Raw genomic sequence first — 12,948 nt, forward strand, 5'->3', positions numbered from 1 at the left:
TTGAGGTGTAGCTCCTATGCCTGGTTTCGGAGATATTTTACAAAAAGCAGTTTACCTTGGTGTCGGGCTAGCTTCCTACGCTGGTGAAAAAGCTGGCAGCAAGTTAACTGAATTGCGGACTGAAGCCCAAAAGCTGGCAGATGAATTAGTGAAGCGGGGCGAGATGTCAACGGAAGAAGCCCGCCGCTTTGTTGAGGATATGGTACAACAGGCTCAGCAACAGCAACCGCCAGTAGAACCCGCTAGGGAGCAAAAACCGGCTGAACCTCGGCGGATTGAAATTGTTTCTGAGGAAGAAGATGTCTCGGCAAAAGATGCTAAAGAGACAGGCGGCGTAGACAAGCTCCGCGAACAGGTGCAGAATTTACAAGACGAATTGCGGCGGCTGAAGCGGGATTAAGCAGGAAAAAGCTCGCGCAGCAAAGCATTGAGGGAACTCAGGATAATACTCTTGAGTTCCCTTTTTGAATATCTGCCCTGTCAAACTTGAGCGGATATCCGGCAATAGGTAATAGAATTGAAAGTAGGTGCGATCGCTTCGCATGAGGCTGGCTCCACCTCTGTGTAAAATATTTTGTAATAGCAAGCTCTCAAATTCATGGAAGATTGGTCTAAAGATTTTTTTGGAGTAATGGAAAATGCTGTTTCTGAAGTAGAGCATTTTTTCAGCGAAATGGGCGAAGAGTTTGTCGAAATGCTGGACGTTTTGGCAAAAATGTCGGAAGAGTTTACTGAACAAGTACAAAATAATCTGATTAATGACATTGACGGTTATTTCAATGAATTTGACGGTTTATTTAATGAATTTATCGAACCGATAATTGAAATTTACCGCGACTTTGACCCTGAGTTTGATGAGATAGATTTATCGATGGTGACTTATGTAGACCCTTCGCCGACGCAGCAGCCGGCTTGTCGCGGTTGTCGCAACTATCACGGTCAAGTTTACGGCGGCAATTTGTTGGTTTGTGCGATGCACCCTACCGGTGTGGAATCGGAGAGTTGTGCTGATTGGGAAACTGACAGCGATATGAATTTTTAAGACGGCAGTTGAGTTTTTGAGGGGTTAATTGTTTATGGTAACGTCAATTCAGTCTCCGTCAAAGATTTCTCTGGAAGAGTTTCTGCTGCTTCCAGAGACTAAGCCGGCTAGCGAGTATGTTGACGGTCAAATTTCTCAAAAAGCTATGCCGCAAGGAAAACACAGCACGTTACAAATCAAATTTTCATCAGCTATTAATCAAGTTGGCAAACCGCAAAAGTTAGCTTTTGCTTTTCCAGAATTGCGCTGTACTTTTGGAGGATGTGCTGTTATTCCCGATTTAGCAGTATTTGAGTGGTCGCGCATTCCTCTGAATTCTCAGGGAGAAATTGAAAATACGTTTGAAATTGCTCCAGATTGGATAATTGAGATTTTATCGCCGGATCAAAGTTCAACTCGCGTGATTAAGAAAATTCTGTTTTGCCTCAAAAATCACACTAAATTGGGTTGGATGATTGACCCGGAAGAAGAATTGGTAATTGTTTTTAAACCGCAGCAAGAACCTGAGATTAAGGAGAATGAAGATATTTTACCAGTTCTGGATGTGCTGTCGGATTTGCAACTGTCGGCGGCGGATTTGTTTGGGCTGTTAAGTTTCGATCGCCCGTGAGTTACAGTTGAGTATAGGGAATTTTGCATCTAACGGCATTTAAAGGTGAATCGCTCAACGGCTAATAATTCGCAATTGGGATTTCCGAAAATGCCGCCATCGCTGCAATTGCGACAGTATCAGCGAGTGGCGGTTGCTAATTGGTTTGCGAATCAGGGACGGGGTACGCTGAAGATGGCGACGGGTAGCGGCAAGACGATTACTGCACTGGCGATCGCCACTGAATTATACAATAAAATTAACCTACAAGTCCTGCTCGTAATTTGCCCTTACTGCCACCTGGTGAATCAGTGGGCGCGCGAATCGGAGAAATTTGGTTTAAAACCTATTTTGGCTTTTGATAGCGCCCGCAGTTGGCAAAACAAGCTGGCTGCGGGTTTGTATGAAGTGCGAGCTGGCGAGCGAGCATTTCTCACCATCATCACTACCAATGCTACCTTAATGGGAGATAGCTTGCGATCGCAACTGCGCTATTTCCCAGAAAAAACCCTGATTATTGGAGACGAAGTTCACAACTTAGGCGCGCCCCGTTTAGGAGAAAGTTTGCCGCGCAATATTGGACTGCGACTCGCCCTTTCCGCCACCCCAGAAAGGCATTTCGACGAACAAGGAACCGAAGCTATTTTAGATTATTTCGGCCCTGTTTTGCAGCCGGAACTCACTTTAGCCGACGCCATCCGCCAAAAAGCATTAGTACATTATTTATACTATCCAATTTTAGTAGAATTGACAGAAGCCGAAACCCGCAAGTATTCCCGCTTAACTCAAAAGATTGGCTGGGCGCTTTGGGGCGATGAAAAAGTAGAAGAAAATGATGCTTTAACAACTTTATTAATGCAGCGAGCTCGGTTAATTGGGGCAGCGGCTAATAAATTAACAGCTTTGCGAGAATTAATGATTCACCGTCTCGACACAAGCCATACTTTATTTTACTGCGGCGACGGTGCTATCGAAGGAAGTGTGCGCCGAAATAACAACCGCCAACTAACAGAAACCACCAAGTTATTGGGTGCAGAATTAGGCTACCGAGTTAACACTTATACTGCGGCAACTTCTTTAGCAGAAAGAGAACGATTGCGCCAGCAATTTGAGAGTGGAGAATTGCAAGGTTTGGTAGCGATTCGGTGTTTGGATGAAGGGGTGGATATTCCTGCAATTCGCAATGCTGTAATTTTAGCAAGCAGCAGCAATCCGCGCCAGTTTATTCAGCGGCGGGGACGCATTTTGCGGCCGCATCCGGGGAAGGAAAGGGCAACTTTATTTGACATGATAGTTTTGCCTCCCGATTTGGGTCGTGAAACCTTAGAAGTCGAGCGCAATTTGCTGCGAAAAGAGTTGAAGCGGTTCTTGGAATTTGCCGATTTAGCCGACAATGCTGGGGAAGCTAGAGTGAAATTGCTGCAACTTCAGAAGCGTTACGGGCTATTAGACATTTGACATTTATTAAGGTTCGGTTTATGTTTTAGAAGAGAGAATTATTTGATCGTAGTTTGAGTTGCTAGTTTAGTTCGCGATCGCACGCAGAGTTCAGAAACCAGGTTTCTTTGTAGATTTCTCGTGACTGTTGACAAAACTCGTAGAAACCGGGTTTCTCGCCCATGAGCCTAGACCCTGTATATTTTAATATTTGCAAAAAAAATATGACTGAAAATCTGAATGAAAATCTGATTATGGCATTTAGATATGAAGATAGTGCGATCGCAGCCGTACCGACAAGCATTTTAGCAGAAAAGCGTTCTTCTTATCAAACTCATCAGGAATTCAGCGACGTACAACAACCAATTACTAGCGCGCCACCGGAAGTGCGACAAATTATTGAGCGGGTATTGGAAATTGAAAAAGATAAGTTGTACATGAGAGCTCCGCGCCACATTAACGATGACATTTTAAAAATTATTAAGGAAGCAATTGTATGAAGTTAATCTCAATTACTCTGTGCAACTTTCGTCAATTTTACGGCAAAAGCCCCGAAATTAAACTAGCTTGGGGTAGGCAAAATATTACAGTAATTCACGGTAATAACGGCGCTGGAAAAACGGCTTTAATGAATGCCTTTACGTGGGTACTTTACGGACAATTTAGCGCGGCTTTTGCGGCGGAAGAACAATTAGTAAACAAGCGCGCTCTGGCTGAGGCGGAAATTGGAAAAGCCGTAGGTTGTTGGGCGGAAATTGTTTTTGAACACGACAGCACGCGCTACCAAGCAAAACGCATCTGTCGTGCTTATAAAAGTGACAATACTGTAGAACATGGCAAGGCTGAATTGTTTCTGAATGTAGCAAAAGATAACGGCCTATGGCTGAAGCCGGATCAGCATCCCGATGATATTATCGGGCGGATTTTGCCGGAAAGTTTACATAAATATTTCTTTTTTGACGGTGAGCGAATCGAGCAAATTGTCCGCTATGACAAGAAGGCAGAAATTGCGGAAGCTACTAAGGAGTTGCTGGGGGTGGAAGTGTTGAATAGATCGATCCGGCATTTACTAGAAGCAAAAAAATCTCTTGAGACAGATTTAAATATAATTGGGAATGCTGAAACGAAGAAACTTTTAAAAGATAAGCAAAAAATTGAGCAAGAAGCTGAGCAACTTTCGAGCAGACAAGTAGAAATCGAGCGGGAATTGGCGAACCAAGGGGAGTTAAAAAAAGCAGTTAATGGTAATTTGTTGGAACTTAGCGGTGCTGCGGATTTACAAAAGTTGCGAGAGGAATTGGAAATGCAGAAAAGTTTATTGAAGCAACAAATTGTACAGGCTACAGATGCTCTAAAACGAGCAATTTCTGTGCGCGGTTACGCGGTATTTCTGTCAGAGGCGGCGGCGGAATTTGAAGTAATAGTAGGAAGTTTGCGAGAAAAAGGTGAGTTGCTTTCGGGGATTCAGCGGCCGTTTTTGGAAGAGTTATTAGCGCAGCAGCGGTGTATCTGCGGTGCGGAATTAGTGGAGGGTTCTGAATCTCGCCAACAGGTTAGCGGTTGGATGGATAAGGCGGGTGTTGGGGATGTGGAAGAAACAACTATTCGGATTAGCGATCGGGTAAATGAAATTGATAGGCAAGTGGCTGATTTTTGGGAGGAAATTGACCGACAGCAAGGCAATATCAGCCGCGACAGAACCGAACTTTCTCGGGTGGAAACGCAGTTAGACGATATTCACAACAAGCTGCGAAATTTTCCAGACGGCGATGTCAGCCGCTTGCAAAAGCGCTTGGATGAAATTGAGGCAAAAATTGGCGATTTGCACCGGGAAACAGGCTCTAACCAACAGCAGATTGAGAGTTTGAAGGCGTCGATCGCGAATCTGGAAAAGCAAATCGACAAGCAGCAACTGAATGAGCAAAGGCAAGTATTAGCCCAGGGCCGGATTGCTGCGACTCAGGATGCGATCGATCGCCTAACTGAAGTGCGATCGCGCTTAGAAAAACAGTTTTGTTCTCAGTTGGAAAAGCGAGTGCAAGATATTTTCAGTCAAATTTCTTTTACTCCTTACATCCCCAAATTGAGCGATAAATACGAACTGACGCTAGTAGAAAATACGTCGGGACAAGAATCTTTGGTTGCCGCTTCTACGGGAGAAAATCAAATTCTCAGTCTGTCGTTTATCGGCGGAATTATTGAGGGCGTGCGTGAGTGGAGTCAAAAGAATACTTTGATGGGCCCGGATAGCAGTACCTTTCCAATTGTAATGGATTCTCCGTTTGGGAGTTTGGACGAGATTTATCGCAAGCAAATCGCGAATAAGCTGCCGAAGTTGGCGAATCAATTGGTAGTTTTGGTAACTAAAACTCAGTGGCGCGGAGAAGTTGCTCAAGAGATGGAAAGCTGCACCGGCAGGGAATACGTGCTGGTGTACAATTCTCCGAAAGCTGATTGTGAAGAAGATGCGATCGAACTGGGCGGGACGCGCTATCCTTTAGTTAAGCGCAGTCCAAATGAGTTTGAATATACAGAAATTGTAGAGGTGGATTATGGCTTCTAATTCGGCAATTACGCAGGTTTTGGAAACGGATATTTGGGTGAAGGCTACGTGGGAAGAGTTTCTGAATTTTGCTGATGATTCAGCATGGGAAAAGGGCAAGTTTTATTATTATCAAGGACAAATGAGGGTAGAAATGTCACCAGTAGGGCCATTGCACGGGCGTCAAAATTCAATTATGGCCTGTGTAGTTATTCTGTTTGCAACATTGAGAAATATCCGAGTAGTTCAGTTTACTAACACCAGTTTTCGCAAAGCAGGTATCGGCGAGTTTCAACCTGATTTAGCTTACTACATCGGTTCAGATTTAAGAGTTCCTCCTAATGACAGCAACTCACCTGTTGATTTGGACGAATACGATCCGCCTAATTTGGTAATAGAAATTGGTGCATCTTCTTTTAACGATGATTTAGGCAGTAAGCGGTTGCTTTACGAAGACGCAGGAATAGCTGAATATTGGGTGGATCGTGCGAACACGCGGGAGATTTTTGCGTTTGCAATTAATAACGGAGGTAGCGGAAGAATTCAAGAGTCGTGGGTTGTACCGGGGCTGGAAATCCGGTTAGTTGAGGAAGCTTTGAACCGGAGTCAAACAGAAGATGATGGGGAAATTAATCGCTGGTTGATTCAAACTTTTAGTCAAGGTTGAAGGGAGTTTAACGTGGAAAAAGAGTATCATAAGTTGGTGCGCGATCGCATTCCTGAAATTATTCGCCAAAGCGGGAATGAATGCGAGGTTGTAATTTTGTCGGATGCAGAATACCGTCAAGCTTTGCTGCAGAAATTGGTTGAAGAAGCGGCGGAAGCGGCGGAGGCTGATGAGGAAGATTTGGTGGCGGAATTGGCGGATTTGTATGAGGTGATAGATGCGGTGATGGTGAGTTTTGGCATTTCGGGCGATCGACTTTTGGACGAACAAATGAAGCGGCGGGAAGCAAGAGGAGGTTTTGCCCAAAAAATTATGTTGTTGCGGACATTCTGAAAATTATCTGCGTTAATCTGTGTTTATCTGGCTCTAATCTGCGGTTACTCTATCAATCAAATTACTCAGTTAAAAATTACATATTAATCCCAATGGCTGCTAACAAAATTAGAATTGCTAAAGATAAAGCGGAGTTAGTCAAATCATTAACTTTATCGGATAACAACTCCGCGCCTTTCCAGACTTACGCCGATGTCATCGCTTTCGCCGCAGCGTTGGGAAATCAGCGGAAAAAACGATCGCCTTTGGGGGAAATTTCTAAACGAGAACCGGGGGCGATAGATGTTGATATTTTTGTATCGAGGGGCTACGATATGGCGATTAAATTAATTGCGATCGCCGAAACCAAAAATCCTCAAATTCTCTCCCATCTAGACGAAAAATTGGAAGCAGAACGCTTGCAAATTTTTGAAGAATATGCTAATGGTGGACTGGAAATTTTGCGCGAAGAGTTGCGGGGCGCGGCGGATTATACCGATCGCCTGTTATTAGTTTTGATTTCTGAAAGAGACAACCAACATCGGTCAAATGAAGAATTCGATTTAAGCAAGTTTTTATTTTAATAGGTTCCCCATGAAGTATATACTAGCAGAGATAATAAAGAAAAGGCTTAAGGAATCAGCAATTTTTTTCGCTTACAGCTACTCAGGATTCATTCTCGGCTATTTCATTCTCAAACTATTTTTTTGGGATAAACTGTGGATTATTGCCTTAATTACCACTTTTATTCCCTTAATTTTATTCCCCACTTTCCTGCTTCCCATCATCTGCTTGTCAATTATCAAAAAAAGATGGTTCAGTATTATTTCTGCGATCGCCTGCATTCTCCTAATAAGTTGGCTGCACATTAAATACTTTAGCCCCCAACCAATAAACCTCACAATTTCGCAGCCCAGCCTCAAAATTTTATCCCATAACCTCAGTTGGTATAAAACTCAGTCACCTACTTTATTTAAACTGATTCATAAGCAACAACCAGATATTATATTTTTACAAGAAATTGTTAAGAAACATACCAAAAGAACTTTCCCCTCGTTAAAAGCAGACTACCCCTATCAAATTGGCACTCCCCCTGTAGGAATTCTCAGTAAATATCCGATTGTATCGAGCGAAATACTGCACTTAGCCGGCCATCGAGAAACGCAGCAACGGGCAATTATTAAATTTAACGAACAAGAAGTAGTGATTTATAATATGCAAGCTACCGGGCCGTGGTTGAAAATATCTAAAAAATTGGGTTTTATCATAATTCCAGTTTACAAATATGACAAAAGATCGCCTGAAATTCAAGACTTAGTGCAGCGAGTTGAGCGAGAAACTCTGCCAGTAATTGTCGCGGGCGATTTTAATATGACAGACGAAACTCAAGACTATGACAGGGTGCAGAAAGTCATGCAAGATGCTTTCCGAAAATCGGGATGGGGGTTTGGTTTTACCTGGCCTCAGGGTTGGGAACTTAAATTCTTGGTAAAAAGGTCGAATTGGAGATTAAATTATCCGGTTTGCAGGATTGATTATATTTGGTATTCAAAGCATTGGGGTGCTAAATCGAGTTCGGTTTTGGAGGCAACCGAGTCCGATCACTTGCCGGTAGCAGCCGAACTTATTTTATTGACAGCGGCTAGATAGCGAGAATTACTCTATACTAGAAAAATTAGCGGGGATTTGGGGGTACGGCGTTGAGCTTGAGAGATTTAGCGATTCAAGATGAGTACCGGAGCGATCGCTGCGATCTAATCCAAGAATTTTACATTCCTTGTTTGGAAAAGGCTACAGTCTACAAGCGAGCCGTTGGTTTTTTCTCCAGCACTTCGATGGCAGCCGCCGCAAAAGGACTGACAGCATTGATTCGAGTGGGCGGCAAGATGCAGCTCCTGGCTTCTCCACATTTGTCCCCAGAAGATGCGGAGGCGATCGTGCAAGGAATGCGACAAAAAGAAGAAGTTATTGTCAGTGCTGTTCTGCGAGAATTAGATAAAGAATTTGAGGGAATTGTTCGAGATCGCTGGGCTTGTTTGGCTTGGTTATTGAGTCAAAACATCCTCGAAATAAAACTAGCTGTTACTAAAGAGATTCGCCGTCAGGGAATTTATCACGAAAAATTAGGCATATTTGCCGATGCCGAAAACAATATCGTTGCTTTCACGGGCTCTGCCAACGAAAGCTCAACTGCTTTAATTGATAATTTTGAATGCGTTGATGTCTTTTGTTCTTGGCATCCGGAAGTTAGAGAACGGGCCTTAAAAAAAGCCGAAAATTTTCAGAAGTTGTGGAAAAACGAGACGCCGAATGTGGAAGTAATCGAGTTTCCCGAAGCAGCGGCGCGATCGCTGTTGCGGCTGTGTCCCGATCGACCTCCCGCACTGGAACCTGAAATCAAAAAGACCAGAAAATCTAGGAGGTTGGCTGAACAGGGCAGTAGTTACAGTCATAATAACGAAATAGTTAATCAAACAGAGCCTCAAACTTCCAGCTTTCATACATTGGATAACTTTCTCAAAGTAGAGTTAAAGTCTCGGCAAGTTGATGCACTCAACGCTTGGCAATGGGCCAGCAGTTGCGGAATTTTAGCTATGGCAACTGGATCTGGAAAAACGATAACAGGGTTAGCGTGTGCAGCCAGTATTAAAAATATTAATGTTATTGTTATTGGCGCTCCCACAAACGAAATCGTAAAGCAATGGGTTGACGAATTGGCAAATAGGACAACATTCCGAACCCCATTAATTGCTACAGGCACTGCAACACTCTGGATGGAATCACTTTTTAGGAAACTCCGTTTGGCAAACAGCCGAGAGTCGTTGTGCGAACTACTTCCTATTATAGTGGTGGGTAGCTACAGCGAACTTTCAAAATCCAAGGTAACTACTCTAATTGCTGATGCTGGAGGTTTACCACCTCGTTCTTTGCTAATTGCTGATGAAGTTCACGCTACAGGTGGAGCTATCTACAGACGCATTCTAAGAGATGACTTCCACTATCGCCTTGGTCTGTCTGCTACTCCAATTCGTGCTTACGATGAAGAAGGAACAGAATTAGTGCTGGAATATTTCGGCGGCATTGTCTATGAATTTACATTAGAACAGGCGATCGAGGCGGGCATTCTGTGCGAGTATGATTACCACGTATATATTACCCCGTTAACTGGTAGTGAATACGCTAAATTTACCAACTTAACAACCAAGATAGGTCGTTTACTCAATAACAAAGAAGAAGATGCGATCGCTCAAGCAAAACGTCTGACTATTCAGCGTTCCCGTATTATCAAATCTGCTGCATCAAAACTCACGGCCCTCGGTCGCATTATCACTGATTATCCACCGCGCAGAGGCATGATTTACTGCGCTGATATCGCACAAGCTACTGAGGTAAGTCGCCTGCTAGCCCAGCGCGGGTTCCGCATTGCACGATATTCCTCAGATGATGTTAATCGCAAACATCTCTTATCTGAATTTGCCCGCGGCAACTTTGATGCCCTCGTTGCTGTAAAATGCTTAGATGAAGGAATAGATATTCCAGCGGCTGACCTTGCCATTATCCTGGCAAGCGACACATCTCAACGGCAGTTTATTCAGCGACGCGGCAGAGTTCTCCGCGTTGCACCTAAAAAAGCGATCGCAAAAGTTATCGATGTTGTTGTCGTTCCTCCACTATGTGATTCGTTAGTCGAACTGATAGAATCTGAAATTACACGGGTAACTCAGTTTGCCCGTGCTGCACGCAATCGGATGTCACTCATAACAAAACTTGTAGATGAGCTTGCACCCTATGGAATCACCCATTCAGATTTAATGTAGGAAATAAGGGAGAACAAATGGAAGAAAAGCTGCAGGAACTGGTCGCTAAATATAAAATTCCGGAAAAATTACTAAAAGAGGCTATTCAGCAGGAAAAAGAAAAGGTTGTCTTGCAAAAGCGCAGGATGGCTCCTGTTTTAGTAGCAATGATTGAACGGTACGCTGACTTACCAAATTCATCAATTGAGAATGATAATTATGGCCCTTAAGCTTAAAAGTATCCGTCTTAAAAACTGGAAGTGCTATCAAAATGAGGAAATCGAATTCAACCTCGATACCCAACAGCAAATTTGGATAGTTTTCGGTCAGAATGGATTTGGTAAGACATCTATTCTAGAAGCGATCCAATGGTGTCTCTACGGGGGTGATGAACTTAAGTCCTCGGCATTACTTGATAGCTTTAATCGTATTGTCCTGAAGAAAGACCCTAATTTAGAACTGTCAGTACAACTCAAATTTGAGCGCAACGGCGATATTTATGACATTAGTCGTACCGCTAAGAGAGCGGTGCGCGGAACAACTGCTTCTGCTCAAACAAATGAAGCCATTGTCCAGAAAAACGGTATTAATCAAGGTGACTCTCGCGAACGCATTGAGGAACTTTTGCCCAGATCGTGTAAGGATTTCTTTTTTTTCGATGGTGTGGAAATAAAACGTTATGCCCAACGCCTCCATACCAAAGACACCCTGGATGCGATCGAGCGAATTCTGGGCATCCCTGAGTTAAGAAACCTGCGTGAAGATGCAGAACGCGCGCTGCGATTAATTGAAAAAAAACTGAAGGACGCAGCCTCAATTAATGAGTCACTCAATCAAGTAACGATCGAGTTAGAAGTTGTTCAAGAAGATATCGAGATTAAAAAAGAGCAATTTCAAAGGGCCAAGGAGGAGTATCAGGCTGCGATCGAGATTTGCAAGGATGCTGAAGAACGAGCAAGTCAGATTGAAGAGTTGCGCGACAAGTTAAAAGATATGAATAATTTAGAGAGCAAGAAATTACGAAAACAGGAAGATTGGAGCGAAGCAAAAATGCAAGTAGAAACGGATTTAAAACAAGCACCTATCCCATTACTGCTTGAATTTGTTCGCGGACTTGCAGAGGATATGCAAAGCACCACAATGATTACCGCACGACGTTCAGGTTCTGTTGCCCAACTTCGGGAAATACTGGAATCTGAGGCCTGTGTGTGCGGTCGCTGTATCGATGAAAGTTCGCGTCAATATATCCTTCAGGAACTTCAACGATTGGAAACGATCGGTGCCAGTCGGACTAAAGATGCCTTGCAGCAGGACGATTTGCGCGATCGCCTTGTGACCCTTTCCCGCTTTCAACCTCCCAACTTCGACTCACTTTTGTTGAGACGCGATCGCTTGCGCGATGAACTGGATGAAATTGAGCAAGCAGCCTATCGCTTGAAAAAAGAAACACAGGGATTAAATCAGGAAGAAGCGCAAGAAATTTGGAAAAAAGTTGGCGAAGCCAAACAAATAGTTAGAGAAAAGCAAGAGAAAATAGAGCGTTTTAAGCGGGATATCGATGGTTTGTTGCAACAAGAAAACGACCTGCGTCGCGAGATGGAGGAATTAGCCAGTGGCAACGAAGAAACTGCTAATCTCGCTCGCCAGGTTACTCTTGCTGATGGTCTTCATCAGGCAGCAAAGGAGTTGATTGAATGGCGCATCACAGAGCGTAAGAAAACAATTGAAGAACAGACATCCAAGATTCATCGCAGCGTTACCAACAAGCCGGAGGAGTACGTAGGAGTAGAAATTAGGGAAGATTATACGCTAGGTATAAAAAATGCAAATGGTGAAATTCTCAATCCAGAAACCTTAAGTGCAGGTGAAAAAGAAGCGCTTGCATTTGCCTTTATTGCTGGATTGAATCTACAATCAGGTACGGCTGCACCATTAATTATGGATACGCCATTTGGTCATCTCGATACCGACCATCAGAAAAACTTGATTAATGCACTTCCCGATATTCCATCACAGGTCATAGTCCTAGCAACAGACCGCGATTTTCCAGATTACTTGTTACAAGGTGTGCGACCTCACATTGCTGGTATTCTGAAAATCAGGCGTCTGGATGCGACAGAGGATGCTTCTACTTTGGAGGTGGCAGAATGAAACATATAGACCCTCAAGCAACAATTCGCCCGACTCCAGAAGCAAAGGGTTATCTCGACGCACTCAAAAATAACGGCGCATTTGGTCGCATGGTAGATGCTTATGTCTTTGCAGCAGCTTACGCCCTCAAAAATAATGTGGAGATTTCCTCAGTTCTTCCTCGCGGTCGTCAGGATCTAGTCTATATGGGTATCGTAGACGAAAATGTTCGCCTTGCACTTGAGGCGGGAGTCCATACTGTTCTAAAACGCAATGGTAAGCCCGAACCGAAAGACAGCCGCGAAGTGTTGGACATTGTAACGCAATATGCCGAAGCAGGACTGAAGTTGTTGAAAGAAAGATGGCAAGGAAAAACTGGTCTTCAAATCCAAGATGATATCCGTAAAATTATTAGCCAATAGTTCCCTGATG

The 12,948-nt window shown here is 43.7% G+C and carries 14 protein-coding genes; all 14 read left to right on the forward strand.

Going from position 1 to position 12,948, the window contains the following annotated elements; genetic code table 11:
* The first annotated feature begins 16 nt into the window (after positions 1-16).
* The 14 genes from QUA62_RS03490 to QUA62_RS03555 all read left to right on the forward strand — a co-directional run bounded on the left by QUA62_RS03490 (position 17) and on the right by QUA62_RS03555 (position 12,938).
* Positions 17-400, forward strand: a complete 384-nt coding sequence (locus QUA62_RS03490) for a phasin-related domain-containing protein (protein WP_333402374.1) — start codon at positions 17-19, stop codon at positions 398-400.
* Positions 401-598: 198 nt separating this feature from the next.
* On the forward strand, positions 599-1,042 hold the full coding sequence (locus QUA62_RS03495) for a hypothetical protein (RefSeq protein ID WP_333163328.1): 444 nt from the start codon (positions 599-601) through the stop codon (positions 1,040-1,042).
* A gap of 34 nt (positions 1,043-1,076) precedes the next feature.
* Positions 1,077-1,652, forward strand: a complete 576-nt coding sequence (locus QUA62_RS03500; RefSeq protein WP_333402376.1) for a Uma2 family endonuclease — start codon at positions 1,077-1,079, stop codon at positions 1,650-1,652.
* Between the two features lie 90 nt (positions 1,653-1,742).
* Complete coding sequence (locus tag QUA62_RS03505; protein WP_333402488.1) at positions 1,743-3,089, forward strand: DNA phosphorothioation system restriction enzyme; 1,347 nt, start codon at positions 1,743-1,745, stop codon at positions 3,087-3,089.
* Between the two features lie 203 nt (positions 3,090-3,292).
* Positions 3,293-3,568, forward strand: coding sequence for a hypothetical protein (locus QUA62_RS03510; protein WP_190660639.1), 276 nt, complete (start codon positions 3,293-3,295; stop codon positions 3,566-3,568).
* On the forward strand, positions 3,565-5,631 hold the full coding sequence (locus QUA62_RS03515; RefSeq protein ID WP_333402378.1) for an AAA family ATPase: 2,067 nt from the start codon (positions 3,565-3,567) through the stop codon (positions 5,629-5,631). Before QUA62_RS03510 ends, QUA62_RS03515 begins: the two co-directional genes overlap by 4 nt.
* Positions 5,621-6,277: a Uma2 family endonuclease gene (locus tag QUA62_RS03520; protein WP_333402380.1), complete on the forward strand. Its 657-nt coding sequence runs from the start codon at positions 5,621-5,623 to the stop codon at positions 6,275-6,277. Before QUA62_RS03515 ends, QUA62_RS03520 begins: the two co-directional genes overlap by 11 nt.
* A gap of 12 nt (positions 6,278-6,289) precedes the next feature.
* Entirely contained in the window at positions 6,290-6,610 is a 321-nt protein-coding gene (locus QUA62_RS03525; RefSeq protein WP_333402382.1) for a nucleoside triphosphate pyrophosphohydrolase, read from the forward strand.
* Positions 6,611-6,702: 92 nt separating this feature from the next.
* Positions 6,703-7,173, forward strand: a complete 471-nt coding sequence (locus QUA62_RS03530; RefSeq protein WP_333060990.1) for a DNA phosphorothioation-associated protein 4 — start codon at positions 6,703-6,705, stop codon at positions 7,171-7,173.
* A gap of 10 nt (positions 7,174-7,183) precedes the next feature.
* Positions 7,184-8,239 carry an endonuclease/exonuclease/phosphatase family protein gene (locus QUA62_RS03535; RefSeq protein WP_333402384.1) on the forward strand — a complete coding sequence of 352 codons (1,056 nt, stop codon included), beginning with the start codon at positions 7,184-7,186 and terminating at the stop codon, positions 8,237-8,239.
* A gap of 50 nt (positions 8,240-8,289) precedes the next feature.
* Positions 8,290-10,407, forward strand: a complete 2,118-nt coding sequence (locus tag QUA62_RS03540) for a helicase-related protein (protein ID WP_333402386.1) — start codon at positions 8,290-8,292, stop codon at positions 10,405-10,407.
* A gap of 17 nt (positions 10,408-10,424) precedes the next feature.
* Positions 10,425-10,616: a hypothetical protein gene (locus QUA62_RS03545; RefSeq protein ID WP_333355212.1), complete on the forward strand. Its 192-nt coding sequence runs from the start codon at positions 10,425-10,427 to the stop codon at positions 10,614-10,616.
* Entirely contained in the window at positions 10,558-12,537 is a 1,980-nt protein-coding gene (locus QUA62_RS03550; RefSeq protein ID WP_333402388.1) for an AAA family ATPase, read from the forward strand. Before QUA62_RS03545 ends, QUA62_RS03550 begins: the two co-directional genes overlap by 59 nt.
* The gene (locus QUA62_RS03555; RefSeq protein WP_333402390.1) at positions 12,534-12,938 is read left to right on the forward strand and encodes a hypothetical protein; all 405 of its coding nucleotides are present in this window, start codon (positions 12,534-12,536) and stop codon (positions 12,936-12,938) included. Before QUA62_RS03550 ends, QUA62_RS03555 begins: the two co-directional genes overlap by 4 nt.
* Positions 12,939-12,948 lie beyond the last annotated feature (10 nt).

Origin of the sequence: Microcoleus sp. MON1_C1, from assembly GCF_036701945.1 — a bacterium.
GTDB lineage: Bacteria > Cyanobacteriota > Cyanobacteriia > Cyanobacteriales > Microcoleaceae > Microcoleus.

Coding starts and splice junctions, on each gene's coding strand:
- QUA62_RS03490 (WP_333402374.1), top strand. CDS start 17: ATGCCTGGTTTCGGAGATATTTTACAAAAAGCAGTTTACCTTGGTGTC.
- QUA62_RS03495 (WP_333163328.1), top strand. CDS start 599: ATGGAAGATTGGTCTAAAGATTTTTTTGGAGTAATGGAAAATGCTGTT.
- QUA62_RS03500 (WP_333402376.1), top strand. CDS start 1,077: ATGGTAACGTCAATTCAGTCTCCGTCAAAGATTTCTCTGGAAGAGTTT.
- QUA62_RS03505 (WP_333402488.1), top strand. CDS start 1,743: ATGCCGCCATCGCTGCAATTGCGACAGTATCAGCGAGTGGCGGTTGCT.
- QUA62_RS03510 (WP_190660639.1), top strand. CDS start 3,293: ATGACTGAAAATCTGAATGAAAATCTGATTATGGCATTTAGATATGAA.
- QUA62_RS03515 (WP_333402378.1), top strand. CDS start 3,565: ATGAAGTTAATCTCAATTACTCTGTGCAACTTTCGTCAATTTTACGGC.
- QUA62_RS03520 (WP_333402380.1), top strand. CDS start 5,621: ATGGCTTCTAATTCGGCAATTACGCAGGTTTTGGAAACGGATATTTGG.
- QUA62_RS03530 (WP_333060990.1), top strand. CDS start 6,703: ATGGCTGCTAACAAAATTAGAATTGCTAAAGATAAAGCGGAGTTAGTC.
- QUA62_RS03535 (WP_333402384.1), top strand. CDS start 7,184: ATGAAGTATATACTAGCAGAGATAATAAAGAAAAGGCTTAAGGAATCA.
- QUA62_RS03545 (WP_333355212.1), top strand. CDS start 10,425: ATGGAAGAAAAGCTGCAGGAACTGGTCGCTAAATATAAAATTCCGGAA.
- QUA62_RS03555 (WP_333402390.1), top strand. CDS start 12,534: ATGAAACATATAGACCCTCAAGCAACAATTCGCCCGACTCCAGAAGCA.